Origin of the sequence: Agromyces protaetiae, assembly GCF_030866785.1 — a bacterium.
GTDB lineage: Bacteria > Actinomycetota > Actinomycetes > Actinomycetales > Microbacteriaceae > Agromyces > Agromyces silvae.
Genome location: NZ_CP133018.1, coordinates 3,841,931 through 3,867,232 on the forward strand (window position 1 = coordinate 3,841,931; position 25,302 = coordinate 3,867,232).

The 25,302-nt window shown below is 69.4% G+C and carries 24 protein-coding genes; 4 read left to right on the forward strand and 20 right to left on the reverse strand.

The annotated features are described in order from the left end of the window. Nucleotides 1–2: 2 nt before the first annotated feature. From QU602_RS17565 to QU602_RS17660, 20 genes are all read right to left on the reverse strand, one after another. Nucleotides 3–383 (reverse strand): RidA family protein, encoded by a 381-nt coding sequence (locus QU602_RS17565; protein ID WP_308797738.1) that lies wholly within the window; start codon nt 381–383, stop codon nt 3–5. After that, entirely contained in the window at nt 380–1,339 is a 960-nt protein-coding gene (locus tag QU602_RS17570; RefSeq protein WP_308797739.1) for a DUF4862 family protein, read from the reverse strand. The genes QU602_RS17565 and QU602_RS17570 overlap by 4 nt, the downstream gene beginning before the upstream one ends. Continuing rightward, complete coding sequence (locus QU602_RS17575) at nt 1,336–2,472, reverse strand: alanine racemase (protein ID WP_308797740.1); 1,137 nt, start codon at nt 2,470–2,472, stop codon at nt 1,336–1,338. Before QU602_RS17575 ends, QU602_RS17570 begins: the two co-directional genes overlap by 4 nt. Continuing rightward, nucleotides 2,469–3,476, reverse strand: a complete 1,008-nt coding sequence (locus QU602_RS17580; RefSeq protein WP_308797741.1) for an ABC transporter ATP-binding protein — start codon at nt 3,474–3,476, stop codon at nt 2,469–2,471. The genes QU602_RS17575 and QU602_RS17580 overlap by 4 nt, the downstream gene beginning before the upstream one ends. Then, the gene (locus QU602_RS17585) at nt 3,473–4,504 is read right to left on the reverse strand and encodes an ABC transporter ATP-binding protein (protein WP_308797742.1); all 1,032 of its coding nucleotides are present in this window, start codon (nt 4,502–4,504) and stop codon (nt 3,473–3,475) included. Before QU602_RS17585 ends, QU602_RS17580 begins: the two co-directional genes overlap by 4 nt. Continuing rightward, nucleotides 4,504–5,403 (reverse strand): ABC transporter permease, encoded by a 900-nt coding sequence (locus tag QU602_RS17590; protein ID WP_308797743.1) that lies wholly within the window; start codon nt 5,401–5,403, stop codon nt 4,504–4,506. Before QU602_RS17590 ends, QU602_RS17585 begins: the two co-directional genes overlap by 1 nt. After that, the gene (locus tag QU602_RS17595) at nt 5,400–6,359 is read right to left on the reverse strand and encodes an ABC transporter permease (RefSeq protein WP_308797744.1); all 960 of its coding nucleotides are present in this window, start codon (nt 6,357–6,359) and stop codon (nt 5,400–5,402) included. Before QU602_RS17595 ends, QU602_RS17590 begins: the two co-directional genes overlap by 4 nt. 16 nt (nt 6,360–6,375) lie before the next feature. Continuing rightward, nucleotides 6,376–7,977, reverse strand: coding sequence for an ABC transporter substrate-binding protein (locus QU602_RS17600; protein ID WP_308797745.1), 1,602 nt, complete (start codon nt 7,975–7,977; stop codon nt 6,376–6,378). Nucleotides 7,978–8,041: 64 nt separating this feature from the next. After that, on the reverse strand, nt 8,042–8,902 hold the full coding sequence (locus QU602_RS17605; protein WP_308797746.1) for a fumarylacetoacetate hydrolase family protein: 861 nt from the start codon (nt 8,900–8,902) through the stop codon (nt 8,042–8,044). A 46-nt stretch (nt 8,903–8,948) separates the two neighbouring features. Further along, on the reverse strand, nt 8,949–9,866 hold the full coding sequence (locus QU602_RS17610) for a Gfo/Idh/MocA family protein (protein ID WP_308797747.1): 918 nt from the start codon (nt 9,864–9,866) through the stop codon (nt 8,949–8,951). Between the two features lie 56 nt (nt 9,867–9,922). Then, nucleotides 9,923–10,948: a Gfo/Idh/MocA family protein gene (locus QU602_RS17615; protein WP_308797748.1), complete on the reverse strand. Its 1,026-nt coding sequence runs from the start codon at nt 10,946–10,948 to the stop codon at nt 9,923–9,925. After that, nucleotides 10,945–12,498, reverse strand: coding sequence for an N-acyl-D-amino-acid deacylase family protein (locus QU602_RS17620; RefSeq protein WP_308797749.1), 1,554 nt, complete (start codon nt 12,496–12,498; stop codon nt 10,945–10,947). The genes QU602_RS17615 and QU602_RS17620 overlap by 4 nt, the downstream gene beginning before the upstream one ends. 34 nt (nt 12,499–12,532) lie before the next feature. Beyond that, nucleotides 12,533–14,755 carry a sialidase family protein gene (locus QU602_RS17625; RefSeq protein WP_308797750.1) on the reverse strand — a complete coding sequence of 741 codons (2,223 nt, stop codon included), beginning with the start codon at nt 14,753–14,755 and terminating at the stop codon, nt 12,533–12,535. A 175-nt stretch (nt 14,756–14,930) separates the two neighbouring features. Next, the gene (locus QU602_RS17630; RefSeq protein WP_308797751.1) at nt 14,931–15,785 is read right to left on the reverse strand and encodes an aldose epimerase family protein; all 855 of its coding nucleotides are present in this window, start codon (nt 15,783–15,785) and stop codon (nt 14,931–14,933) included. A 2-nt stretch (nt 15,786–15,787) separates the two neighbouring features. Next, nucleotides 15,788–16,528, reverse strand: coding sequence for a PIG-L deacetylase family protein (locus QU602_RS17635; protein ID WP_308797752.1), 741 nt, complete (start codon nt 16,526–16,528; stop codon nt 15,788–15,790). Beyond that, on the reverse strand, nt 16,525–17,367 hold the full coding sequence (locus tag QU602_RS17640; protein WP_308797753.1) for a carbohydrate ABC transporter permease: 843 nt from the start codon (nt 17,365–17,367) through the stop codon (nt 16,525–16,527). Before QU602_RS17640 ends, QU602_RS17635 begins: the two co-directional genes overlap by 4 nt. Then, complete coding sequence (locus tag QU602_RS17645; RefSeq protein ID WP_308797754.1) at nt 17,360–18,250, reverse strand: carbohydrate ABC transporter permease; 891 nt, start codon at nt 18,248–18,250, stop codon at nt 17,360–17,362. Before QU602_RS17645 ends, QU602_RS17640 begins: the two co-directional genes overlap by 8 nt. Then, on the reverse strand, nt 18,247–19,269 hold the full coding sequence (locus QU602_RS17650) for a Gfo/Idh/MocA family protein (RefSeq protein WP_308797755.1): 1,023 nt from the start codon (nt 19,267–19,269) through the stop codon (nt 18,247–18,249). The genes QU602_RS17645 and QU602_RS17650 overlap by 4 nt, the downstream gene beginning before the upstream one ends. 77 nt (nt 19,270–19,346) lie before the next feature. Then, on the reverse strand, nt 19,347–20,843 hold the full coding sequence (locus QU602_RS17655; RefSeq protein ID WP_308797756.1) for an ABC transporter substrate-binding protein: 1,497 nt from the start codon (nt 20,841–20,843) through the stop codon (nt 19,347–19,349). Between the two features lie 83 nt (nt 20,844–20,926). Next, a complete protein-coding gene (locus QU602_RS17660) occupies nt 20,927–22,069 on the reverse strand; it encodes a mandelate racemase/muconate lactonizing enzyme family protein (RefSeq protein ID WP_308797757.1) in 1,143 nt (380 codons plus the stop codon). A gap of 246 nt (nt 22,070–22,315) precedes the next feature. Between QU602_RS17660 and QU602_RS17665 the strand changes: the two genes are divergently transcribed. From QU602_RS17665 to QU602_RS17680, 4 genes are all read left to right on the forward strand, one after another. Further along, the gene (locus QU602_RS17665; protein ID WP_308797758.1) at nt 22,316–23,143 is read left to right on the forward strand and encodes a transporter substrate-binding domain-containing protein; all 828 of its coding nucleotides are present in this window, start codon (nt 22,316–22,318) and stop codon (nt 23,141–23,143) included. Between the two features lie 63 nt (nt 23,144–23,206). Beyond that, nucleotides 23,207–23,869 (forward strand): amino acid ABC transporter permease, encoded by a 663-nt coding sequence (locus tag QU602_RS17670; RefSeq protein ID WP_308797759.1) that lies wholly within the window; start codon nt 23,207–23,209, stop codon nt 23,867–23,869. After that, nucleotides 23,869–24,576: an amino acid ABC transporter permease gene (locus QU602_RS17675; RefSeq protein WP_308797760.1), complete on the forward strand. Its 708-nt coding sequence runs from the start codon at nt 23,869–23,871 to the stop codon at nt 24,574–24,576. The genes QU602_RS17670 and QU602_RS17675 overlap by 1 nt, the downstream gene beginning before the upstream one ends. Continuing rightward, nucleotides 24,573–25,301: an amino acid ABC transporter ATP-binding protein gene (locus QU602_RS17680; RefSeq protein ID WP_308797761.1), complete on the forward strand. Its 729-nt coding sequence runs from the start codon at nt 24,573–24,575 to the stop codon at nt 25,299–25,301. The genes QU602_RS17675 and QU602_RS17680 overlap by 4 nt, the downstream gene beginning before the upstream one ends. Nucleotide 25,302 lies beyond the last annotated feature (1 nt).

Genomic DNA, 25,302 nt, shown 5'->3' on the forward strand with positions numbered 1-25,302 from the left:
CGTCAGTCGCTCGCGAGGTGCAGGATCGCATCGATCTCGATCTCGAATCCGAGCAGATCGGCCTGAATGGTCGTCCGAGCCGGGAACGGCTCGTCCAGGAACTCTCGGGCGATCTGGTTGAACTCCTCGAAGTTGGCGAGGTCGTCGAGGTATGCGCCCATTCGGACGATGTCGGAAAGGCTGCCGCCTGCCGCCTCCGCCACGGCGGCGAGGTTCCGGAACGTCTGGCGCGTCTGCTCGGCGAACGTCGCCCCCACAAGGGATCCGTCGGTCGCGAACGGCCCCTGTCCGGCGAGGAAGACGAGGTCCCCGACCCGGATCGCGGGTGAATAGGGTCCGACCGGTGCCGGGACGTTCGAGGGGACGATGCCGTGCTTCTTCATGCTGTCCTTTCAGATTCGTCGGCCTGCCCGTCGCGCGCGGCGGCGAGCAGTTCGACGGCGGGGGTGACGAGCGCGATTCGCTCGCCCATGGTCAGCGAGTCCGGCTTCGCGGCCGTCTTCACCGCCAGGTACCACAGCCCGCGAGGCAGGCGGCTGAGCGCCTCCCGCGCGAGCAATGTCGTGAGGAGCGAGGTGCTGGCGCGTCGGGGTACGACGGGCGTGTGGGCGTCCGCCCACGCGGGGCCGTATCCGGTGTCGTGGTCGCTCACGCCCGACAGGATGAACCCTCGAAGTCGCTCGTGGACCTGCTCGATGTCGCGGGAGGCCCCGCCCACATCACGGTGTTCGATCACGGATCGGGCCCAGTTGACGGCCAGGCCGCACTCGGTGGGGGCGTCGTCGGTCCGTGCGATGACGTTCACCTCCCGATCCAGCGGAAGGTATCCCTTCTCGGGCTCTCGTCCGGCGCGGCGGGCGTCGCAGTGCTCCACGACGAGCCGGGTCGGACCCCAATCCCAGCTGCGGATCTCCCGGAGACTGGCCTCGAACGCGCGTTCCGCGGCGTCGAGGTCGGGCATCTGCGGCGCGCTCGGCACCGCGATCACGGTCAGCTCACGGCCGTGGTCACGCCAACGCCGGACCGTTCCGTGCAGCTCGCGGATCAGCTCGACCGCTGCGGCACGCCCGTCCTCTCGATGCGAGGCCAGCCCGAACCCTGGGTCCTGTCGTCCGCGGATCGCGAAGGCCGGAATCACGGTCACCGCGCTCGGGCGTCCCGCCGGAGTCCACTCCAGCCATCGCTCATCGGTCGCCTGGTCGATCATGAGCGGAAGCTCCAGCCCGTCGACCCCGGGAAGCTCCAGCACGAGTCGGACGTAGCGGGCGTGATCGTCGATCGGCGCGTGAGCCGGGAGCGCCGCATACGCGCCGACCATCACCGGCACTCGCGCGGTCATCGGCGGGCCACGATCGGCCAGGCGTCGACCACGCGCTCATCCTCGACGACCCAGACGACGGAGTGCATGTTGACAGTGCCGCACGCGTGGTTCGGCCGGATTCGAACGAGCTCGCCGAGCTGCAGCGCACCGGCGTCGATCAGGAACCCGTGCTCCTCGTGTGCTGCGCTCAACGTCGCCGGCGAAGCCGGCAGGCTGCCGAAGCGCCCGTCGCCTCTCGCGCTGCCGTCACCGCTCATGGCCTTCAGCCCCGCATCGACGATCAGGGTCTGGCCGCGTTCGACGCTGACGACGCGAGCGAGCACGGAGAGCGCACAGTCCGCTTCGTCGATGACCTGGAGCCAGAGCTGATTGTCGTCACCGTAGACGTATGTCCCCGGCCGCATCTCGTTCACCCCCGGCACCATCGGCGCGCTCGAGGCACCCGGTGTGGAGCCGACGGAGACGCTCGCCACCGCGATGCCGCGGGCACGCACCGCGTCGGCCGCCTCCACCAGCACCGCTCCGACTCGCCGGCCGGCCGTGCTCCGCTCCTCGGGCGCGGCGCCGAGTCGCGCGAGCTGCCCCTCATGGGTGAACACCCCTTCGACGGCGATGCCCGGCATCCCGGCGATCCGCTCCGCCAGGTCGGCGACCGCCCCGGGCTCGGTCCCGGTCCGCCCGAGCCCGGTGTCCACTTCGATCCGGACGGGCACGACGACCCCGCGCTCGTGCGCCACCCGCGCGAGCTCGCTCGCGGCGCCGAACGAGTCGAGCCCGACGATCACGCGCGCGACCTCGTTGAGCCGAACGGCGGTCTCGACCCGGTCGCGCCCGATCGGCGGAAAGGCCCAGAACACGTCGGTGTGCCCGGCGCCGACGAGCGTCTCCGCTTCGAGCGCGGTCGCGCAGGTGAACCCGATCGCGCCGGCGTCGCGTTGCATCCGGGCGACCTCGAGGCACTTCGTGGTCTTCCAGTGCGGTCGCAGGGCGACCTCGGCGCGCTCGGCGACGAGTGCCATCCGCGTGATGTTGCGCTCGAGGACCGTGCGCTCGACCAGCAGAGCGGGGGTCGGCAGCTGCGAGAGCGGCGCTCCGACGAATTCGGCGAGCCGATGCTGCGGCGAGTGGCTGGTCAACGAGTGGGTGGTCAAACCGTGGCTCCTTCATGCTGGCTGACGGTGACGAGATCGCCGACCGGGAAATGGCATGCGGCACTGCGCCCGTCTCCGAGCGACCTGAGTTGTGGCTCCTCGACCGCGCAGAGCTCCTGAGCGCGCCAGCATCGAGTGCGGAAGCGGCATCCGCTCGGCGGATTGCTCGGCGACGGCAGGTCGCCGGTCAGCACGATCCGCTCCCGACGCTCCCAGGGGTCCGCCGGCGGGGTCGCCGAGGCGAGCGCGAGCGTGTACGGGTGCGCGGGCCCGTCGAGCACGGCCTGCGTCGGGCCGACCTCGACGATCTTCCCGAGGTACATCACGGCGGTGCGATCCGCGGAATGGCGGACCACCTCGAGATCGTGCGTGATCATCAGGAAGGTCGCGGCCCGCTGTTCCTTGAGGTCGAGCAGCAGGTTCAGCACCTGGGCCTGCACCGAGACGTCCAGGCCGGACACCGGCTCGTCGAGGACGAGCAGACTCGGCCCGAGCGCGAGCCCTCGGGCGAGCCCGATTCGTTGCCGCTGTCCACCGGAGAACTCATGCGGATACCGGCCGAGCGCCGCGCCTTCCATGCCGACGCTCTCCAGGAGCGAGGTCAGCACCGCATCCCCGCCGCGCCGGGGAAGCATCCCGTGTGCGCGCAGCGGCTCCGCGAGGATCTCGCGGACCGTCTGCCGCCCATTCAGCGACGAGTGGGGGTCCTGGAAGACGAACTGGATCTCCCGGCGAAGCCGGCGCAATCCGGCCCGGGACGGACGGGTCACGTCTTCGCCGCGGTACCGGATCACCCCGCCGGTGGGAACGTTCAGATGGACGAGCGCGCGGCCCATGGACGACTTCCCGCACCCGGACTCGCCGATGACCCCGAGGAACTCGTGCTCTCGAACCTGCAGGGAGAGCCCGTCGACCGCGCGGATGACCGGCCTGGCCCCCGCACGTCGACCCGGCGCCCGGAAGTGGACCTCGAGGTCGCGCACGTCGAGCAGTGGATCGTTCATTGGAAGGTCCCTTCCGCGTACTGGTTCCGGAAATGACACGCGCTGAGCCGGCCGTCCGCGGAGGACCGCAGCGGTGGCCTCTCGCTCCGACATCGTTCGTCCTTGAGCGGGAACGAGCATCGTGGCGCGAAGGGGCATCCGTCGCCCACCGAGCCGGGGGCGGGTGGCCGGCCGGGAATGGTGGGCAGGCGTGCCCCCGGCGGCGTCGCCCCCGGCCGGCTCGCCATCAGCGCGCGCGTGTAGGGGTGATGGCTGTTCGCGAAGACCGCCTCCGTCGATGCCGTCTCCATCACTCGACCCGCGTACATGACGATGGTGCGACCGGCGATCTGCGCGATCAGCCCGAGATCGTGCGTGATGAACAGGACCGAGATGCCGAGCTCCGCGCGGGCGCGGGTGAGCACGTCGAGCACCTGCGCCTGGATCGTGGCATCGAGCGCCGTCGTGCTCTCATCGGCGATGAGGAGCTCGGGATCGTTGACGAGCGCCATCGCGATCACGGCGCGCTGACGCATGCCGCCCGACCACTGATGGGGGTACTGTTCGGCGCGGGCAGCGGTGTCCGGGACGCCGACGAGTCCGAGCATGTCCAGAGCCCGTTGCTTCGCACGCCGGCGGCCTTCGCGGGGGTGATGGATCGCGTAGGCTTCCGCGATCTGTTCGCCGACGCGCATGAGCGGGTTCAGTGTCGTCATCGGGTCCTGGAAGACCATGCCGATGCGGCGACCGCGGATGGCTCGCATCGCCGCGGCCGAGAGCTGCGTGAGCTCCTCGCCCGCGAATCGGATCGATCCGTTCAGACGCGCTCTGGGCGGAAGCAGCCCGAGCACCGACATCGCGGTCATGCTCTTGCCCGATCCGCTTTCCCCCGCGACCCCGACGATCTCGCCGCGACCGATACTCAGGTTCACGCCGTCCAGGACACGCACGGGCCCGGCCTGCGTCGGCAGGTCGACCGTGAGGCCGACGATCTCGAGCACCGGCGTGTCGCCGTCGAGCTCCGGTTCGTCATGCAGATGTGCGCCCATCAGCTGTTCCTCCGAGGGTCGAGGGCGTCGCGGAGCCCGTCGCCGAGCGACATCGCGGCGAGGACGGTGACCGCGATCGTCAGCCCGGTCGGGATCCAGAGCCACGGCATGCCGGCGAGCACGGTGACGGACTGCGCTTCGGTCAGCATGTTCCCCCAGCTGGGTGTGGGCGGCTGAACGCCGACACCGAGGAAGGACAGCGCGGCCTCAAGGAGGATGGCTTCGGACACGAGCAGCGTGGCGGCGACGGTGACATGGGGCAGCACGTAGGGGACGAGATGCCGACGCAGGATGTATCCCGTGCGAGTTCCCATGACGGCCGCCGCCTGCATGAACTCCTCACGCTTGAGGCCGAGGACGACGCTGCGCGCGATTCGCGCCGACGACGGCCAGGACAAGCCCGCGATCACCGCGAGCAGCATCGGCAGGTTGGGGCCGAGGATGCCCGCGAGCACGATCGCCACGAGCACCGGCGGCACCGAGAGGAACGCGTCGATGATCCGAGTCGCGACGGCGTCGAACCATCCGCCGAACCAGCCCGCCGTGACGCCGACGATCGTCCCGACCGTCACCGCGATCGCGGCGGATGCGAGCCCGACGGTGAGTGACACGCGGCCGCCGTACAGCAGACGCGTGAAGACGTCCCGGCCGATGGAGTCGGTGCCGAGCAGGTGTTCGGCGCTCGGCGCCTGGCGCACCGACAGCAGGTCCACCTGTTCCGGCGCGTACGGCGTGAGCCAGGGCGCGAACGCCGCCGCGAGGCAGACGAGCGTGAGCACGACGAGGCCGAACACCGCCAGGACGTTCCGGCGGAACCGGCGCCGCGCCAGCGCCCCGGGCGAGAGCTCGTCGAGCGAGCGCGACCGGCGGGGTGGCGCGAGGGCTGTGGTGATCGTCATCGTTGGCTCCTCACACGCGGATCGAGCAGGACGTAGGCGATGTCGGCGATGAGGTTGCAGGCCAGCACCAGCAGCGCGACGTACAGGCCGAAGCCGATGATCACGGGGTAGTCCCTGGCCGCGACGGCCTGGATCGAGAGCTGCCCCATTCCCGGCCAGGCGAAGACCTGTTCGACGGCGACCGCGCCGGCGAGGAACACGGGGATGTAGAGCATCAGCACCGTGACAAGCGAGAGGAGCGTGTTCCGGAGCGCGTGGCCGACCACTCGCACTCGATTGCCGCCCTTGGCGACGACGGTCCGGACGTAGTCCTTGCCGAGCTCCTCGAGCATGCCGCCGCGCACGAAGCGGGTGAACGGCGCCGCGACGGTGAGCGCGAGGAGGGAGACCGGGAGGATGAGGTGCAGCAGGACGTCCCCGGGGCCACCGCCGCCGGACGAGGTCATGCCCGAGCTCGGCAGCAGCCTGAGCTGCACGGCGAAGACGTAGATGCCGAGCATAGCCAGGAAGAAGCCCGGGAAGCAGATGGCCAGCACGCTCACCGTGCTGATCGTGTAGTCGGCAGGCGTGTTGCGCTTCACCGCGGCGACGATGCCGGCGGGGATCGCGATCAGCGTTCCGATGAGCAGCGCGCCGCCCATGAGCAGCAGGGTGGGACCGAGCCGGTCAGCCAGGATCTGGCTGACCGGCCGGCCCGTGGAGAGGGAGTACCCGAGGTCCCCCGTGAGCACCCCGCCGAACCACCGCCCGAACTGCACGATCATCGGATCGTTCAGTCCGAGCGCTTCGCGCCGGGCTGCGATGTAGGCTTCCCGGTCTGCTCCGCCCAGCTCGGGCGGGATGGACATCTCGATCGGGTCGCCGGGGGCCGCATGGACCAGCACGAAGAGGCCGACCGCGATGGCGATGAAGACGCCGATGCTCGAGACGACGCGAAGGCTGAGCGAGGTGATCATTCGGAAGGTGCTCCTGTTACTCGATCGTCCACTCGGCGGCGTTCCAGAAGCCGTTCGTGGCGTCGCCGTTCGGGATGAACCCCTTCAGCCGTTCGCTGGTCGCCCAGATCGTGTCGGGGCGGTTCAGCCAGATGTAGGGGACCGCAGCGTTGTCGAGCCGCGCGGCATCCTGGTACGCGGTGGCACGCGCAGACTGCTCGCTGGTGCCGGCGCCCTCGGTCATCAGCGCGTCCAGCTGCTCGTCGCAGAACAGCGAGAGGTTGGATCCGGCCGGGAACCGCGAGTCGCAGGAGAGGATCGGGAAGGAGCTCGCGGGGTCCATCGAGTACACGCCGCCGCCGAAGAGCAGCAGGTCGAAGCTCTTCGCGTCCAGCGCCGCCGACTGACCGGCCGAGTCCACCTGTGCCGCGCTGGCCTGGATGCCCACCGCCTTGAGGTTCTCCACGATGACGTTGACCATGAGATCGCGGTCTCGCTGCCCCGGGATCCAGGTGATCGCGACCGGTGTCGCCGGGTCCCAGCCGGCTTCGGCGAGGAGCTGCCTCGCGCGCTCAGGGTCGTACTCGTACTCGTCGAGATCCGCGGGCAGCGCCCACGAGGTCAGGATGGTGCTGTTCAGCGGGGAGGCCTGACCGGCGAGGATGCCCTCGATGATGCCCTCCCGGTCGATGGCGGTCAGGATGGCCTGACGGACCCGCGGGTCCACGAACTGCGGCTTCTCCTGGTTGACCGCCATCCGGGTGAAGCCAGGCGAGGCGGCAGTGCTGACCTGCACGCCCCCGATCCCTTCGACCGTGCCGAGGTCGCTCGGCGAGACCTGCACGAGGTCGATCTCCCCGGTCGAGAGCTGCGACGTCGCGACATCGCTCGTGACGAGCTTCAGGAAGAGGCGATCGATGCCGACCTCAGTGCGGTACTCCGGGTTCGCCGAGAGCGCGAGCTCTTGATCGGCTCGGAACTCGTCGAGCACGTACGGCCCCATGCCGGCGGTCGGTTCGGTGAAGAAGGCGTCGTCCATCACCTCGCTCGCGGGCACCTCGCCCAGGACGTGTTCGGGGAGGATGAAGAAGACGGGCCCGTACCCGATGAGCGCGAGGAACCCGGCGTTGGGCTCGGAGAGCGCAATCTCGACGGTGTGGTCGTCGACCGCGGTCACGCCGCTGAGCTCGGTCGCCGCGCCCGACTGCAGCTCGTCGTACCCCACGACTCCCGCGAGTCGCGAGGACTGCGCGCTGGCCACCTCGGGGTTGGCATAGAGGTTGTAGCTGAAGACGACGTCGGCGGCGCCGAACGGCTCGCCGTCGCTCCACTTCAGGCCTTCTCGAAGGGTGAACGTGTACGTGGTCGCGTCCTCGGACACCGTCCACGACTCCGCGAGGCGCGGGATGTACTCGGCGTCCGGGTCGGTCGTCACGAGATTGTCGTAGAGCAACGACATGACCAGCTGCTCTCCACCCGCGAAGGGCTTGAGCGGGTTGAAGGTGGACGGATCCTGGTACAGGTAGACGCTCGCGGACGTCGTCTCCGTTCCGGTCTCCGGCGCCGGAGCGGTACAGCCTGCGAGCAGGCCGGCACCGGCCGCGAGCACCGCGGCCTTCGTCAAGAGGCGAGTTCTCATAGGGGGATACCTCGGTTTCGTGTGTGGGATGGGATGTGCTGGGTTGGGTTGGGTTGGGAGTGGATCACGCGGGAGCGGCGATGACCGGGGTCCGAAGACGCCCGAGCCCTTCCACCTCGGCGACCATGACGTCTCCCGGGGCGAGGAAGGTCCCTGAGCTGGCGCCGACCCCGGCTGGGGTGCCGGTGAGGATCACGTCTCCGGGGTTCAGGGTCATGAGTCGCGAGGCGAAGGCGATGATCTCGGCGACGGAGAAGATCATGGCGCCGGTGGTCGAGCTCTGCCGTGTCTCGCCGTTCACCTCGAGGGTGAGCGCCAGGTCGTGCGGGTCGCCGACCTCGTCGGCGGACACGAGCCAGGGGCCGATCGGCGCGGAGGCGTCCAGCCACTTGCCCGCGAGCCAGTCGAAGAACGCGGTCCATGGTTCGCCGTCCCGCTCGTGCCCGACGACGAGTGAGCGTGCCGAGAGATCGTTGCTCGTCATGTAGCCGAAGACGTGATCGAGCGCGTGCCGTTCGTCGACCGCTCGGGCCGGCGTGCCGATCACCACCGCGAGCTCGGCCTCCCAGTCGAGCTGCTCGGTGATGTCGGGAATGGCGATGGGCTCGTCGGGCCCGGCGATGGAGGTGTCCGGCTTCAGGAACAACCGCGGGGTGCTGATGCGCTTCTCGCGATCGGCGAAGCCTCCCTCGCGCACGTGCTCCTGGTAGTTCGCCGCGACGGCGAGCACTTTGCCGGGCCTCTGCAGCGGCGCCGTCAGCGAGACCTCGTCGAGCGCGAGACGTTCGACGGGCCGTGCATCGGCGTGCGCGCCGGCGGACGTGACGATCCGCGAGAGATCGCCGTCGCCCAGCACCCTCAGCTCTTCGCCCTCGACGATGCCGTGGGCGAGCCGGCCCCGGTTGCGGAAGGTCACGTACTTCATTGCGGTTCGGTCCTGTCGTCGTCATGTGGTTCGTGCGGCGTCGAGGTCACCATCGGCTGGCGACCTCGCATCCCTCGCGGGCGGACCGCCCGAGGTCGTCGAGCGCGGCGGACACCACGCAGAGGTCGTCGATCGCGGCGAGGCCATGCCGCGCGTCGGGTGATTCGGCGCATCGCCGGAAGGCGTCGACGAGCGCATCCACCGAGCTCTGACCGAACGGAGCCCGACGCGTACCGGACGGGGTCCGCACCGTCATGCTCGGAGCGGTCAGGTCCGCGACCGCGCCGCCGTGGCTGCCGAGCACCCGCAGGCTGCCCTCGAGGATCGCCGGCAGCCCCGCACTGGCACGGCTGACGTGCAGGCTCGCGATGAGGTCCCGATCCGTGCGGGCGAGCACGGTCCACGCTTCTCCGGCACGTTCACCTGCCGGTTGGGCGACCGCCGACACGACCACCTCGGCGGCGCCGACGAACAGGCGGAACACGTCGAGCAGATACACCACGAGATTGCGCAGTTCGCCGTCGGCCGAGGGCCCGTCGCCACCGGTCACGATGAGTTCGGCGTGCACGGCGCGCAGCAGGCCGAACCGCCCGGCGGACACCGCCTGATGGAGTGCCCGGACGGACTCGTGGAAGCGAAGGTGGTGCCCCGGCAGCACCACGACATCGGGTGCCGCCTCGGCGAGCGCGCGAAGTGCTCCCGTGTCGTCGAGCGTCGGCTTGTCCAGCAGGACCGGGACCCCGGCGGCGGCGCTTGCCCGCAGGGCCCGTCGTCGAGCGTCGCCCCTGAGGCACGCGATGACCCCGCTCGTGCCCGTCAGGTCCGGCATCGGACCGGTGAGGAGCTCGAGCCCGGCGTCGTGTGCGAGCGTCCGCGCCTGGGCGAGGTGGTGCTCGGTGGCGTCGCTCGGCACCCAGATCCCGGCGACGTCCAGGCCGGCTCGCCGGGCTGCCGGAAGATACATGTCTCGTTGATGGTGCTGCGTCGGGCTTCCTTCGCACCCCGCAAGCAGGATCGGCATCATCGGTCAGCTCCGATCGTCACGACTCGTCCAACGTCGGCCGACCGGGTCGCCGCTTCGGCCAACCGGATCACGGCCACCGCATCGCGGGGCGGCGGATTCGCGAGCGAGCGGTCTTCCATCGCCTCGACGAATGCGTCGAGCTGTCGACGGAACGCCCGCCGGATCGGAGCGGGGACGTCGAGCACGCGGCTTCCGGCGTCACCCCAGGTAACGACTCCCTCGGCGTCCCACCGTCGGTCGATCACGCCGTCGGCGCCGGCGACCCGGACCTCGACGAAGGCCTGGTCGCGGGGATGCTCCGCGCGGCTGACCTCGCAGATCGCGGCGCGTCCTCCGGGGTAGGACAGCTGGATCGTCAGGTAGTCGTGGATGGCCAACGCGGCACTGGTCACGTGCTGCCCCGCTGCGAACACGCGATCGGGCACCCGGTCGATCCACCAGCTCGCGAGGTCCATGAGGTGCACGCCGTTGTGGAGCGCGTGCCCGCCGGACTGCGCTGGGTCGAGCACCCACGATTCCCAGCCGCCCCAGAGCCAGCCGCCGTTCATCGTGATGCGCACGAATCTCGGTTCGCCGATCGCTCCCGCTGCGATGAGGGCGCGGATGGCGATCCCCTGATCGGTGTGCCGGTGGATGTGACCGACGACGAGGGCCAGGTCCCGGTCCGCCGCGAGCCCGGCGAGCTCCTCCGCCGCCGAATGCGACATCGCGAGCGGCTTCTCCATCAGCAGATGCTTCCCGGCCTCGAGGACGCGACGACCGATCGCCCCGTGCGTGCGATTGGGCGTGCAGACGATCACCGCATCCACCTCGTCGTCGCGGAGCACCTCGTCGAGGTCGGCCGTCCAGGGGACGCGCCAGGACTCCCCGAACGCGCGTGCACGCTCGGCGTCCAGGTCGCAGACGACGTGCAGGGCGGCGCGGTCGGTGTCGCCGAGCGCGGTCGCGTGCGAGACCGCGATCCCGCCAGTGCCCACAATGGCGAGGTTGCGGCGGCGTGACCGCTCGGGCCATGACTTCACGATGCATTCCTTTCCGACAGCAGCGTTCCTGGTCGGCGTCCGGTGGGCTGTCCGTCCTCGAGCACCGCGTCGCCGGAGACGAAGACGTGCTCGACGCCCAGGGCCGGCGACAGGGGTGCGCTGAACGTCGAGGTGTCGCGCAGCTCCGCGTCGTCGAACACGACGAGGTCTGCACGAGCTCCCTCGGTCACGGTCGCGCGCGACCCGACCCGTTGGGCGGGCGCGTGGGTCATCCGGCGGATGACCTCCCCGATCGGCACGCCGAGGTCGCGCATCAGGCGATAGGCGCGAGGGAACGTGCCCCAGGAGCGCGGATGAGCCGCCGACGACCGGTGCGCCGACGAGAGTGCTGCGCCGTCCGAGGCGATGCTGATCCACGGCGTGCGGAGGGCGACCGCGAGGCTGTCCGCGGTCGAGCCGACGACGGCGACGTCGACGTCTCCGGCGTTCTCGAGGATCAGCTGCGCCAGTCGTTCCCAGGGAGCGTCGAACGATCCCGCGTTCGCCCCGACGACGTCCGGGGTCCGGGGCGCCTTCATGATCGTGATCGCGTCCGGCGCGAATCGGCACCGGGCGAGCGCGGTCGCGAGGGCCCCGGGCCGGTCGGATTCCATGGCGAGCGCCGCGGGAACCCCGTTCGCGCGCACCGACGACGGCAGCAGTTGCAGCAGGGTCGTGTGTCCCGAGAGGTACGGATAGACGTCGGCCTCGACGTCGACCACCGCTCGTGCGTGCTCGACGAGCTCGAGCACGCGTTCATAGGTTCCCTGATCGGCGCCGATCAGTCGCAGATGGGAGAGCTGGAGCCGGACGCCGGTGCGCTCGGCGACTCGGAGCATCGAGCGGACGGCCGCTTCGAGACCGTCGGTGTCGTACGCCGCGAGGTGGACCGCCAGCAGCCGGCCGCGTCCGGCGACGGCCCTGGCGACCGCGGTCAACTCGTCCTTCGAGGCGCGTTCGCCCGGTGCGTACATGAGCCCCAGGCTGACTCCGGCGCATCCATCGTCCAGAGCGGAGTCGACCGCCGCGCCGAGTCGCGCGGTCTCGGCCGGGGTGAGCGCACCGGCCCGGGGCGCCACCGCGAGGCGCAGCGCCCCGTGTCCGGCGAGCGCGGTGAGGTGCGTCGAACGCGGGGTCCGGTGATAGTGGTCGAGCAGGTCGCCGATGCCAGACCATGACCAGGCGACGCCGGGCACGACGTCGACGGGTCCGATCGCGGCTCGAAGCGCCGGCTCGTCGACGACCGGGGCGGGGAGCATCCCGCAGTTGCCGACCACCTCGGTGGTCACACCCTGAGTGATCCGGCTCTCGTTGTCGGGATACGCGAGCACGCTCAGATCCGAGTGCGTGTGCACGTCGACGAACCCGGGCGCGACGATCCGACCGGAGACGTCGACCACGCGCACCTCGGGCCCGAGCTCGGCCGGCGCGAGCCTGCCCGGTTCGAGCAGCCTCGCGATTCGGGGACCCTCGATCACCACATCCTGGGCGGTGGGCTCGCCGCCCAGGCCGTCGACGACGCGCCCGCCGCGCAGAACCGTGACGCTCACGCTCGGCCGTCCGCACTCGCGGGCGGTGCGCCGATCACGGCGACACCACGATCGAGGCGATCCCCGAGGTGTTCGTCGCCGTGTCGTAGACGCGGTACTGCACGGTCGAGCCCACCGGCGCGTCGACCGACACGCTGCTGGAGGCCAGTGGCGTCGGCAGGGTCGTGGTCGTCCATGCACCGGCTCCCTGCAGGAGATATCCGATGGTCTTGACCCCCGAGAGCGCGTCCGTGCCCGTGATCGTGAGCCGCCGCGTGTTCGGGTCGCCCGTGGGCGCCAGCGAGGCCGAGGCCGAGGGTGGCGTGAGGTCGATGTTGACGCTCACCGTCCGCAACGTGGACTCGTTGAGCGCGCTGTCTCGCGTCCGGTAGCTGAAGGCATGGCGGCCCTCGCCGTAGCCCGACGTGGGCACGGTGGCGGTCGAAGCGCTCGTCTGCCAGCCCGAGCCGGAGTCGACGTCGACCTGCGGGTTCGCGTCATGCCGGTCTCGGACGGCGAGCGTGATCTGAGCGGGTACCGCCTTGAACCATCCGCTCGAGGGCTCGAGCGGGGTGAGCTGGGCGTAGGGGGCGACCGTGTCCGCCCCGGGCGCCGAACGCTCGAAGCTCGTCGCCGGTGCACGCATCGCGACGCCCGCGAGCGCCGCCCACCCTTCGCTCTTCGTGATCGTGACCCGGAGGCCGGTGAGGTCTGCCGCGCGACCGAGACCGAACCAGTCGAGCGTGCCGATCTCGGCGTCGTCGTAGGTCCGAACAGCGGACCACACCTTGGCAGCGCCCTCACCGGTCGCGATCTCGATCGTCGCCGACTCCTCGTAGCCGGGCTTGAGGGCGATGCCGATCTCGCCGGTCCGGACGGGCTCGTCGAGGTCCATCTGCCAGACGTGCGGCGCACCGTTGGCGTGGACGCTCGTGTTCGCCACGGCCATGGTCGCGTAGTCCACCGTGCCGTCGATCGGTCCGGTCGGTGCGTACCCCGCCGCCGAGTGGTTCAGCGTCGTGGTGATCGTCAGCCCGTCGTTCGCCGCGATCTCGGCGAGCGGGGCTTCGACCGCGGTGAGATCGAGGAACGTGCCTCCGATCGTTCCCGCCATCCGGTCGTAGTACACCGTCAGGACCCCGCCGTCGGGCAGCTGCACCGAGCCGGAGTACGCCTGGTCACCGAAATCGCGCGGGCCACGGTAGATCAGCTTCTGCTCACTGCCCGTCCAGCCGTTCGACGGGTCGTAGATCAGGCCCGCGGTCGGCCGCCCCTGACCCCACGCCCTCGACCGGTCGCCCCAGGTGAGCAGCACCGTGCCGTCACGCAGGGGGAGCAGGTGCGGGGCATCGCCCTTCAGGCCGGCGATGTCCACCGGGCTGGTCCAGGTGTCGCCGTGGTCCGACGAGTAGCTGACCCGCATGACCGCGTCCTGCGGGTTGTAGGACGTGCGAGCCACCATCATCACCTCGCCGTCGCCGAGGTCCACCAACGCGGGCTCCACGTACCAGGTCGCCGGCGTCGTCGTTCCGGGCACGTAGTAGTCCGGGCCCGACCACATCACGACGCGTTCATCGGCGACGTCCCACGTGACCCCGCCGTCGAAGCTCCGCAGCACGTGAGCGCCCGGCGCCCCGGCGTGGCCGCGCCGGTCGCGCATGGCGGTGAAGGGCAGGAGGAGGTCGCCGTTCTCGAGCTCGATGAGCTCGCCGTTGCCCGCCGCGTACCCGTAGGTGCTCGTGTAGGCCACGGTGCTCGGCACGATCGGCGCCGACCAGGTCATCCCGTCATCGGTGCTGCGGATGAGGTTGATGGTCCGGTTGTTGGAGCGGTTCGGATTGTTGAAGTCGTAGTACCAGATCAGGACGTCGCCGTTGCGGAGGACGGTGACGTTCGGCTCCTTCTCGTCGGGCACGCCCGGGGTGTCGACGATGGTGCGGGCCTCAGACCAGGTTCGACCCTGATCGCTCGACGTCCGCATCGCGATACTGCTGAAGTTCGAGTGGCTCGGCGAATCGGAGTAGGCCACGATCAGGTCGCCGTTGGCCAGCACGGCGATCGACGGGAACCACCCGCAGTCGACGACCTCGTTGTCGTGGCGACTCTTGGTCATGTCCCAGGGGGCGCACGCCGAGTTCTCGGGCGAGACGATCTCGACATCGGGCTGGATCGGAAGGTCGATCTGGGCCGCTGCGGCGCTGACCGGTGCGGCTGGGACGAGCGCGACGACCACCGTCGCAGCGGCGAGCGCGATGGCGCCGAGGACTCGAGTGCGCATAGCTGGGACCTCCGTGTGGGGAGCGGGACGCGACGGATGAGCTCCGGATTCGGGCGACATCGCCGCCGGAGTTCGGCCATGCAAGCACCCGTGATTCGGCCGGGACAACTTGCGTTCGGTTGTTCCGAACCGGCGAAGCCCAGGGCCGACGCCCACTGAACTCGTGGGCCGGGTCCTACCGGTCGCGCACCCACCGAAGCGTCGTCCGCCAGGCCGTGCGCTCACCGGCCGAGAGCACCCGGACGGCGTCGGCAAGGCAGGCTTCGGACCAGCCGAGGCCGGGTGCCGATGCCGGCTCCCAGGCGATGACGTCCATGCCGGCTGCGGCGGAGCGGCGTTCCCAGAGGACCGCGTAGGGCAGATCGGACGTGATCTCCAGTGATCCGCCGAGGAGCGGCGCCGTGATCAGGACGGTCCGCCTGGCCGCCTCGAAGACCCGGTGCCGCGCGAGCCCGTCGGGCTCTGGTTCGATCGGAACGGCGATGACGGGCGCGTCCCGGTTCCGCGCCTCGAGGGTTCCTCCGGCGAAGAGCGCGCGGTCGAGACACGGATGCTCTCCGGCGCTGTATCGCAGCGGCGCGCCGCCGAGATGCGTCGCGAGCGTCGAGACGATCAGTGCGGACCGCCGGATCGACACGACGCGTCGGAGTCGGATGCACCGCCGGCCATCGCCGTACGTCAGGCTCATCGCGAACGCCGCGTCCCGACGCATCGTGACCGACCACGGCCTGCGGGGCGCCCAGCCATGCTGCCACGTCGGCTCCGCCGGGTCGTCGCCGGGTTGCCCGGCGGTCGGGAACATGACGAACCATCCGCCGATCAGCAGGCCCTGATCGAACGTCGAGATCGACGCCGGACCGGGCTCCCCCAGCTCGCCCTGCACTCGTCGCGGTGACTCGCCCGCGCGCTGCCAGAGCAGGTTGGCATCGACCCCGGCAGGACGGATGTCGATGAGCGTTCCCCCGTGCCCGGGTGCCGCCGTGACTCGCCACTCGTCGGTGTCCAGAGCAACCAGGTGGTCGTCGGACATGGTCACGAGCGGACGTCGAGCCACCCGTTCGGGAGCTGCTCGGGGCCTCCGGTGACGGGGTACGTACGTACGGAGGTGAAGCCTTCGGCGAATCGGAGACCGGCGGCCGCAGCTCTGAGCTCGGACTGCGCCCGGGCGTCGGCGATGTAGTCGTCGCCGTAGGCGATGCGCATCCATTCGACCTGCGACGCGTGCGTCCGGAGCAGCTCTTCCTTCTCGAGCTGCTGATCGGCGATGTCGACGAGGTGTTCCGGATCGAACGCGACGCCGCCGAGCGTGTCCATGACGAACAGATGCGGGATGCGTGCGAGCGCGGGGCGGGTCGTGCGGACCAGCGGGACGGCCGACGGGATCCGCGCATCGAGCGCGACCTGCCCGGCGATCCGGTGATCGGGGTGATAGTCGTCGGTCGAGTGGACGAAGACGACGTCCGGTTCCGTCTCCCGGTAGGCGTCGATGAATCGGGTACGGACCTCGGGGGTATTGAAGAGCATCTCGTCTTGGAAGCCCATCCAGATCAGGTCGGCGCCGATCCGGTCAGCGCTGGCGCGCGCCTCCTCGTGGCGTATCGCCGCGATCCGTGCCGGGTCGTCGCCCGGACCGCCGACTTCGCCGTTGGTGGCGATGGCGATGGTGACGCGCGCTCCCTCGGCGACGTAGCGGAGCATCGTGCCCCCGCAGAGGATCTCGGCGTCGTCGGGGTGGGCCCCGATGACGAGCACGCTGATGGGGCGTTCGCTCATTTCACACTCCCGGCGGTCAGACCTTGGACGAGGAATCGTTGGCAGAAGATCACGAGCAGAATCCCGGGCACCATGCTCACCAGTGCGATCGCGGCTGCGGCGCCGAACTCCGCGCCCGTGGGCGACTGCAGCAGGCTGGAGATCAGCTTCGTGACGGTGGCCGTGTGCTGCCCGGTGAAGGTCACCGACAGCATGAGCTCGTTCCATGAGGCGAGGAAGGCGAAGAACGCCACGACGACGACGGCCGGCGTGATCATCGGCACGACGATGCGGAGCAGACTGCCGAGCTCCGAGAGGCCGTCGATCTGCGCGGCTTCCTGCACCTCGAGCGGGAAGTCCTGGAAGAACCCGCGGAGCATCCAGATCGCGAACGGGACGTTGAACGTCGAGAACGCGAGGATGAGGCCGCCATAGGTGTCGAGGAGCCCCAGCGCCGAGTACACGAGATAGAGCGGGATGAGCAGGATGACCGGTGGCAGTGCCCGCAGCGCGAGCACCGTGATCGGCGCCTTCCGGAGGATCCCCGCCCGTGCCCGGGCGATCGCGTACGCCGCCGGCACCGAGACGATCAGCGTGAGCAGCATCGATCCGATCGAGATGAGCAGACTGTTGCCGATGGCCTGGGCGCCGCCGAGATCGCCGAAGAGGCGAGCGTAGTGCTCGAAGGTGATCGTGTCGGGGAACCACTGGAACGGTTTCGCGAAGTAGTCCCGCGGAACCTTCACGGAGGTCAGCGCGATCCACGCGATCGGGAACAGCGAGGCGAGCGCCCCGATCGCGAGAGCGATGACGACCAGCGCCTGTCCGGTCCGCCTTCGGGTGCGGTGGTGGTCAGTCACGCGGACGTCTCCCTTCGAGCAGGCGGATCAAGACACCGCTGATGAGGACCGTGATCAACGCCAGGACGAGTCCGAGCGAAGCCGCGTAGCCGACGTCGAAGTACTGGATCCCCTGGCGATAGATGAAGTAGGAGATGGTCTCCGTCGCCCCCGACGGCCCGCCACTGGTCATGACGAAGATCACGTCGAAGATGCGGAACAGATCGATGAGGCGGAAGAGGAGCGCCACCACGAGGAACTTGCGGATGAGCGGGAACGTGATGGTCGCGAACCGTTGGGCACCGTTCGCGCCGTCCACAGCCGCGGCCTCGTTCACCTCTTTGGGAATGCCCGCGAGCGCGGCGAGGGTGATCAGCATCACGAACGGGGTGTTCTGCCAGACGTCCGCGATGACGATCGCGACCCGAGCGAGGTCTGGTGACCCGAGCCAGTCGATCGAGGTGCCGGTGATCGGCCGCAGGAGGTTGTCGATGGGCCCCCACTCCGGCGTGAACAGCATGCGGAACGCCATACCCGCCGAGGCGCCCGAGACCATCACCGGGAGGGCGAGCAACGTCGTCGCGATCGCCCGGCCGCGGGGGAGGCTGTTGATCGCGAGCGCCCAGGCCACGCCGAGCGTCATCTCGATCACGATCGACGGGAGGACGATCCATCCGGTCGCCGCGATGGCGCTCGCGAGCGCGGGGTCCTGGAGCATCCGGAGGTAGTTGGCGAAGCCGACCGGGACCGGCTCGGGGCTGGCGAAGGAGTAGCTGAAGAACGACGCCCACACGGCGTATCCGAGCGGTGCGACGACGAGCGCGACGGTGACGAGGATGGCGCCGCCGGAATACCCCCAGACGTACTTGCGCGGCGTCCGCGCGGCCGTCGTGTGCGCGCTCATCGAAGCAGCTTGGCCGCGTCCGGCCAGGTCGCGGCGAGATCGACTCCCGCGCCCGTGTCGAGGGAGTGCTGCAGTCCGGCGAGGACCATGACGGTCTGCAGCCCGTCCCTCGCGTTCGGACTGACGGGCTCCCCCGCGGTGACCGACGCCGTGAAGCTGCGGCAGGACCGATTCCACCAGTCCTCGGCCGACCCGCCCGCAGCAGCGTCCCACATGACCGAGGCCGTGCGACCCGGCCCGCTCACTCTGAGGCCCTGCTCCCCCATGTCGAGGTCGATCACGCCGTCGGCGCCGTGCACCGTGATGGCCAGGTCGATGTCGCGCGGATACTCGGAGGGCATGTCCCACGTGCTCTCCAGCACGGCGGTCGCACCACCGGAGAAGTTGAGCACCGCGGTCGTCGTGGTCGCGGCGCCGTCCCGGGCCCTGCCGTTCGCCGCGTACACGTCGACGACGACGTCATCGACCATCCACTGCACGAAGTCGGTGACATGGGAGAGCAGGAACCAGAGCGCACTCGTCTGCGCGCTCCATGCGAGGGTGGCGGTCTTCTCCGCCTTCTCATTCAGGCGCATGCGGGCGTAGCGCACCGCGCCGATGCCTCCCGAGCGGATGAGTTCGTACGCCCGGCGCGCGGCCGGGCGATGCCGGTTGCCGAAGTTCACCATGACCTGGCGGTCGGAGGCCGCTGCGGCGAACGCCATCGCCGCAGCATCGTCGACCGTCGTGGCCAGTGGCTTTTCGCACAGGACGTGCAGGCCGGCGTCGAGGGCTGTGGCCAAGGGTGCCCGGTGGGCGAAGTCCGGTGTGGCGACGATGACCGCGTCGAGGCGTTCGGCGTCGAGCATGGCATCGAAGTCGGCGTAGCGACCGCCGACGCCGAACCGGTCGGCGAGACTGACGCGGCGCTCGTGATCGAGGTCGGCGATCGCCACGACGCGGCCGTTCGGGTCTTCGGAGTAGGCCTCGACGTAGCGACGCCCCATGACGCCGGCGCCGATGAGACCGAGTTTCAGCACGGGGAGATTCCGTTCTCTCGAGAGTGGGAAAGGTGTGCCGGTGCGGGAGGCAGGCGCAGCCCGCACCGGCACTCGGCCTACTCGGCCCAGGTGGGCTCGTACTCGATGCCGATACTGCGCATGGCGTCCGCCTGAGCCTGCCACGCCGCGAGCTGCGTGTCCCTGCCGAGCTTGTCGGTGATCGCGTCCCACTCCTTGGCGGCGGCGTCGAGCGCCTCCTGAGCGGACTTCTCACCGGCGAGCGCCGCGATGATCTGCCGGTCCAATGCGTTCAGATACTCGTTGGACCCGGGGATCTGCAGATCGGGCATGCCCGTGTCCACGGTCTCCGACTGCACGGCGATGAACGCCTCGCCGTAGTCCGGGCTCTGATCGAACGCCGCCCGCCACGCCTCGGTGTCCGCGAACGAGCTGGCGCGCCACGGATCGATCGCCGTCTTGGGGTCGACTGCGAGCTCGAGTGCACGGTCGGGCGCGGAGATCCAGGCGAGGAGGCTCGCCGCGGCCGCGGCGTTCTCAGCTTTCGACGGGACACCGGCGGTCCAGCCGGTGGGCAGGGCGGGACGAACGGTCGTCGTGCCGTCGCCGAGCTCGACGCCGGGCACCATGGCCACACCGACGTTGCCCACGATGTCCGAGACCGCCGGGTCCTCAGCCGCCTTCCCGGTCGAGGACCACTGGATGACCATCGGCACCTGCTGCTTGAGGAGCGCGGCCTCCAGCTCGGGATACCCGAAGTTCAGCGACCCGGGCGGGGTGAACGGGACGATCTCCATCGACGCTTCCAGCGCTGCGACCCCTGACGCGGAATTGATCAGCGGCTGCATCTCATCGTCGAACCAGACGCCGCCGTGCGTGCCGAACTTGTTCGTCCACCACCAGGTGGCGTATCCACCCTGCTGCCACGCCTCGGCGACGCCGTACTTCTGCGCGCCATCGCCGTTCCAGTCGAATCCGGCCATGAACTCCGCAACGTCGCGGTACTGCTCCCACGTGGTCGGCGGGGCGAGTTCGTAACCGTACGCGGCCTGGAACGCCTCGGGGTTCTCGGCTCGCTCGAAGGCGGCGACGTTGTAGAAGAGGTTGTGCTGGTCACCGTCCCACGGCACCGTGTACCTGGTTCCTGCCCAGCTCGTGTAGACGTCGTTGTACACGGGCTCGATGTCGTCGACGTCGAAGTCGAGGTCGAGCTCGTCCGCGAGCTCGTCGAGCGGGTGGAGATAGGCGCTGTAGTCAGCGAGGTTGGCGGGCTGCAGCAACACGATGTCGTGGGAGGCCTTGCCCGACCGGAACTCGAGCATGTCCTTGGTGTACGCGTCCGTCGGGGGCGTCACGTCGAACTCCATCGTGATGCCGAGCTCGTCCGCGATCTCCGATTCGAACTTCTTGAAGCCCTGGACGTAGACATCGGCGATCGCACTGATGCGGACGGTGACGTCGTCGAAGCGCCCGTCGCTGGGCAGCGGGCCGAGGTCATCCTGCGCAGCAGGTGCGCACGCGGCGAGGCCGAGCGCGACGGCGGCGATGGATGCGATGGCGGACGCACGGGTGATGAGATGGAGCCGTTGCGACATTGCTACTCCTTTGAAGAGGGGGAAGTGAGACCCATGTTAGGTCGATTGTCGACCATCGTCAATCGACAATTATGCTGGTGAGGTCAGCGCTGCTCAGAGTCGGCGAACGTCGGCCGCGTGCCGTAGTTCTCGAGCGCCTCGGGGTTCAGCGTGATACCGAGACCCGGGGCGGAAGGGATGGCCAGCAACCCTTCCTCGTCGAGTGACCATCCGCCGTTCGTGAGCTCGTCGATGTAGGCGCTGCCGGTCTTGTACTCGACCATGTCCGTCGCCGAAAGCGCCGCGGCGAGCTGCAGGTCCGCAGCCAGCCCGACGCCGGTGTTCCAGCCGTGGGGAATCAGACGAACGCCTTGGTCCTGCGCCTGCCAGCCGATGCGTCGGGACTCGCTGAGCCCACCGCCCTTCGTGGTGTCGGGTTGCACGATGTCGAATGCGCGCCGGTTCAGATACGGCGCGAACCCCTGACGTCTGGTCAGCACCTCCCCGCCGCTGATCGGCACGGGCGAGCTCGCCCGCAACTCGACGAATCCCTCGAGGTCGTCCGGCGCGAGCGCCTCCTCGAACCAGGCGACGTCGTAGTCGGCGAGCATTCGCGCCGTCCGCTTCGCCCAGGCGAGGTTCCCCGGGAAGTACCCCTCGGAGCCGCCCGCGTCCACCGCGAGCAACCGGTCGCCGACGGCCGCCCTGGCCGCGGCCACGGTCCGCTCGTCGGTCGCGAAGTCGACACGGCCGAACTTCCACCACCCGATCTTGAATGCCGTGAACCCCTCATCAGCGAGGGCGAGCAGGTTCTCGGTCATCGGTCCGGCCTCATCCATGAGGACGGACGCGTACGGCCGGACCCGCTCGCGATGCCGCCCACCGAGCAGCCGGCCGACCGGCTGCTCGACCACCTGCCCCGCGATGTCCCACAGCGCGATGTCGATCGCACTCGTCGCGTGCGTCAGTGACCCACCTCGCCCCATCCAGAAGGCGGTCTGATGCAGGGTTTCCGTGAGGCGTTCGACTTCCACGGGGTTCTGGCCGATCAGGTGCGGAAGGAACAGGTCGATGGCACCTCGCACCAGGTCCTCGGTCGTGAAGGCGCTGCCGACCCCGACGACGCCTTCGTCGGTGTGCACCGCGACGAGCGTGTGGACGACGTCGTCCGGCCGCAGCTCGTTCGACCAACCGCCCTCGGGCGTGGCCCCGCGCAGTCCGCACGTCTCGACCTTGGTGATTCTCATGGATGCCTCTCGTACGTCTCTCGCGCGGCCTCGTAGAGTTCGTCGGGCCGTCCGCTGAAATGAAGATAGTCGATCGTCGACAATCGTGCAACGTTCCGCTAGCATCCCCGGTACGGCTCAAGCGAAGCCGACCACGACGACCGAGCCGACCGGTGAGGGCCGCAGCCGGCGTACACGCCGCGCGACGTCGAGGACCTGCAGCGGGGCGCCGACGAGCGTCGCCCCACGCCATCGAAAGGCAGCACCATGAAGTTGACTCGCGTCCTGGCCGCGGCGGCGGCCGCCGCCCTCAGCCTTGCGGCACTCACCGCCTGCACGTCGGGGAGCGGTGCCGGCGCCGCCGATCCGGCAAGCGGCGAGAGCACGCTCACGAAGATCCTCAGCAGCAAGAAGATCACGATCGGCGTCTTCGCCGACGCCCCGCCGTACGGCGTGATGAACAGCTCTGGCGAGTACGAGGGCTTCGACATCGACAAGGCCGAGGCGCTCGCCGCATCGCTCGGGGCCGAGGTCGAGTACGTGTCGACGACGAACGCGAACCGGATTCCGTTGCTCGAGACCGGGAAGGTCGATGTGATCATCGCGGCGCTCACGAACCTCGATGAGCGGGCCCAGGCGGTGGCGATGACCCGGCCGTACGCCGCGGAGGGCCAGGTCGTGCTCGTTCCCAACGGCAGCGACATCGCCTCGTACGACGACCTGAGCGGCCGGTCGGTCGCGGCGACCCGCGGGAGCGTGCCGGCGACGATCCTCGAGAACCGGTTCCCCGAGGCGAACGCGAGCCTGTTCGAGGCCGTCGCGGACTCCGTCCAAGCGCTCCGGAGCAACAAGGTGGACGCGCTCATGGAGAGCAACTCCGTCGCCCTGGGCATCCTCGAAGACGCCCCCGGCACCTTCCAGCTCGTCGAGGGCCCCGAGCTGAGCCCATCCGTGGTGTCGTTCGGCGTCAAGATGGGCGACCAGCTCTGGCTGAACTACCTCGACAACTTCCTGCTCAACTACAACATCAGCGACGCCGCGAACGACTCGTACAACACGTGGCTCGGCCGGGACGTCCCGGAGCTGATCAAGTAATCACCGCCCACCGCGCCTGCTCCACCGGCATCCGCCCGGTGGAGCAGGCGGATTGGAACTCGCATGCAGCTCTATTTCGGGGACCTCATCCCCTTCGCTGATGAGCTTCTCCACGGGCTCGGGATCAGCATCCTCATCACGGCCGCCGCGGTGGTCATCGGAAGCACGCTCGGCATCATCGTCTACCTGGGTCGGGCTTCCCGGCTCCGGGCACTCCGCGTCCTCGCGGGCGCGTACATCGAGGTGATCCGGAACACGCCGCTTCTGCTCCAGCTCTATCTCATCTACTTCGCCCTGCCGTCGGTCGGCGTCAATTTCGACCCCATCACCGCGGGCATCATCGCCCTCAGCGTGAACCACTCGGCGTACGTCGCAGAGATCTACCGCGCCGGATTCGAGTCGGTCCCGCGCGGGCTCACCGAGGCGGCGTCCGCACTGGGCATGGGTGGATACACCACATTCGTGCACGTGCGGCTCGTGCCGGCACTGCGGGCGGTCCTGCCGTCGCTGACGAACCAGGTGATCCTGCTCTTCCTCGCCTCCTCGATCGCCTCGATCGTCGCCGTGCCGGAACTGATGCACGCCATGATGGGCATCACGACCACCACCTTCCGCACGATCGAGACCTTCGTCGTGGGCGGGCTCATGTACTTCGCCGTGGCGCTGCTCCTCGCGCTCGTCTCGCGCGTCATCGAAACGCGCGTCATCCGATGGAAGGTCGCCTGATGTTCACCTCGTTCGACGGACAGGATCTGCTGCTCATCCTCCAGGGCACGATCATCACCCTGCAGATCTGCGCACTCTCCGTCCTCCTCGGCGGTGTGCTCGGGCTGGTCTTCGGCGTCCTCGCCACGGCGCCCGTCGCGCCGCTGCGCTGGATCAGCGGCATCTGGGTCGGAGCGATCCGCGGCGTCCCGGTCCTGCTGATCATCTTCTTCGTCTATTTCGGTCTGCCGCTCGCCGTGCCCGGGAGCAACGTGCCCGAGTACTGGGCGGCCGTCGCCGCACTGTCCGTCTTCGCCTCGGCCTACATCAGCGAAATCGTTCGCGGAAGCATCCGGGCGATCCCGCGCGGCCAATTCGAAGCCGCCGACGCCCTCGGACTGTCGTACCTGCAGACGCTGCGATGGGTGGTGATGCCGCAGGCCACCCGCATCATCATCCCGCCCGGGATCGGCTTCCTCGTCATCCTGATCAAGGACAGCTCGCTCGTCGCCGTCATCGGGCTCATCGAGCTCATGCGCGCCGGCAACATCGTCGCCTCGCAGACCGGGCAGCCGATCCTGGCGTATCTCGTGGTCGGCGCGGTGTACTTCGTCATCTGCTATCCGCTTTCCCTCCTCGGTCGCCGCTACGAGCGCCGCCTCACCATCCGCGCCGCCGCTCCGAAGATCGGCGACGCCCTTTCGTTCTCCAAAGGAGCCACCCGATGATCGACGTCACAGACCTCCGCCTCAGCTTCGGCGACACCGAGGTGCTGCACGGCATCAGCTGCCAGGTCGCCGAGCAGGAGGTGGTGTGCATCATCGGCGCCTCCGGATCCGGGAAGAGCACGCTCCTCCGGTGCATGAACGGCCTCGAGACCCCGAGCCACGGCACCATCGCCATCAACGGGCACCGGCTCGGGCCGAACGAGGCCAAGGCGAACCTGGGCGTCGTCCGGCGTGAGGTCGGCATGGTCTTCCAGCAGTTCAACCTGTTCCCGCACCTCACCGTCGAGGAGAACGTGACGCTCGCTCCACGCAAGGTGCTCGGACTCTCACGCGAGGTCGCGCGGTCGCGTGCCGAGATCCTGCTCGAGAAGGTCGGCCTCGGCGGGAAGATCGATGCGTACCCGGGCGCCCTGTCGGGCGGACAGTCGCAGCGGGTCGCCATCGCGCGCGCACTGGCGATGGAGCCGAAGGTGATGCTCTTCGACGAACCGACGAGCGCCCTCGACCCCGAGATCGTGGGCGAGGTCCTCGCCGTGATGAAGGACCTGGCCCAGGACGGCATGACCATGGTCGTGGTCACCCACGAGATGGGCTTCGCACGAGAGGTCGCCGATCGGGTGGTGTACATGGACCACGGGCGGATCATCGAGACCGGAACGCCGGCGGAGCTCTTCGGGAATGCACAGGCTGAGCGCACCAGGGCCTTCCTCAGCAAGGTGCTCTGAC

What these genes read in the sequence shown, in the direction of transcription:
- QU602_RS17565 (WP_308797738.1), bottom strand. Translation starts at nt 383, where the DNA reads ATGAAGAAGCACGGCATCGTCCCCTCGAACGTCCCGGCACCGGTCGGA.
- QU602_RS17570 (WP_308797739.1), bottom strand. Translation starts at nt 1,339, where the DNA reads ATGACCGCGCGAGTGCCGGTGATGGTCGGCGCGTATGCGGCGCTCCCG.
- QU602_RS17580 (WP_308797741.1), bottom strand. Translation starts at nt 3,476, where the DNA reads ATGAACGATCCACTGCTCGACGTGCGCGACCTCGAGGTCCACTTCCGG.
- QU602_RS17585 (WP_308797742.1), bottom strand. Translation starts at nt 4,504, where the DNA reads ATGGGCGCACATCTGCATGACGAACCGGAGCTCGACGGCGACACGCCG.
- QU602_RS17590 (WP_308797743.1), bottom strand. Translation starts at nt 5,403, where the DNA reads ATGACGATCACCACAGCCCTCGCGCCACCCCGCCGGTCGCGCTCGCTC.
- QU602_RS17595 (WP_308797744.1), bottom strand. Translation starts at nt 6,359, where the DNA reads ATGATCACCTCGCTCAGCCTTCGCGTCGTCTCGAGCATCGGCGTCTTC.
- QU602_RS17600 (WP_308797745.1), bottom strand. Translation starts at nt 7,977, where the DNA reads ATGAGAACTCGCCTCTTGACGAAGGCCGCGGTGCTCGCGGCCGGTGCC.
- QU602_RS17605 (WP_308797746.1), bottom strand. Translation starts at nt 8,902, where the DNA reads ATGAAGTACGTGACCTTCCGCAACCGGGGCCGGCTCGCCCACGGCATC.
- QU602_RS17610 (WP_308797747.1), bottom strand. Translation starts at nt 9,866, where the DNA reads ATGTATCTTCCGGCAGCCCGGCGAGCCGGCCTGGACGTCGCCGGGATC.
- QU602_RS17625 (WP_308797750.1), bottom strand. Translation starts at nt 14,755, where the DNA reads ATGCGCACTCGAGTCCTCGGCGCCATCGCGCTCGCCGCTGCGACGGTG.
- QU602_RS17630 (WP_308797751.1), bottom strand. Translation starts at nt 15,785, where the DNA reads ATGTCCGACGACCACCTGGTTGCTCTGGACACCGACGAGTGGCGAGTC.
- QU602_RS17635 (WP_308797752.1), bottom strand. Translation starts at nt 16,528, where the DNA reads ATGAGCGAACGCCCCATCAGCGTGCTCGTCATCGGGGCCCACCCCGAC.
- QU602_RS17645 (WP_308797754.1), bottom strand. Translation starts at nt 18,250, where the DNA reads ATGAGCGCGCACACGACGGCCGCGCGGACGCCGCGCAAGTACGTCTGG.
- QU602_RS17655 (WP_308797756.1), bottom strand. Translation starts at nt 20,843, where the DNA reads ATGTCGCAACGGCTCCATCTCATCACCCGTGCGTCCGCCATCGCATCC.
- QU602_RS17660 (WP_308797757.1), bottom strand. Translation starts at nt 22,069, where the DNA reads ATGAGAATCACCAAGGTCGAGACGTGCGGACTGCGCGGGGCCACGCCC.
- QU602_RS17665 (WP_308797758.1), top strand. Translation starts at nt 22,316, where the DNA reads ATGAAGTTGACTCGCGTCCTGGCCGCGGCGGCGGCCGCCGCCCTCAGC.
- QU602_RS17670 (WP_308797759.1), top strand. Translation starts at nt 23,207, where the DNA reads ATGCAGCTCTATTTCGGGGACCTCATCCCCTTCGCTGATGAGCTTCTC.
- QU602_RS17675 (WP_308797760.1), top strand. Translation starts at nt 23,869, where the DNA reads ATGTTCACCTCGTTCGACGGACAGGATCTGCTGCTCATCCTCCAGGGC.
- QU602_RS17680 (WP_308797761.1), top strand. Translation starts at nt 24,573, where the DNA reads ATGATCGACGTCACAGACCTCCGCCTCAGCTTCGGCGACACCGAGGTG.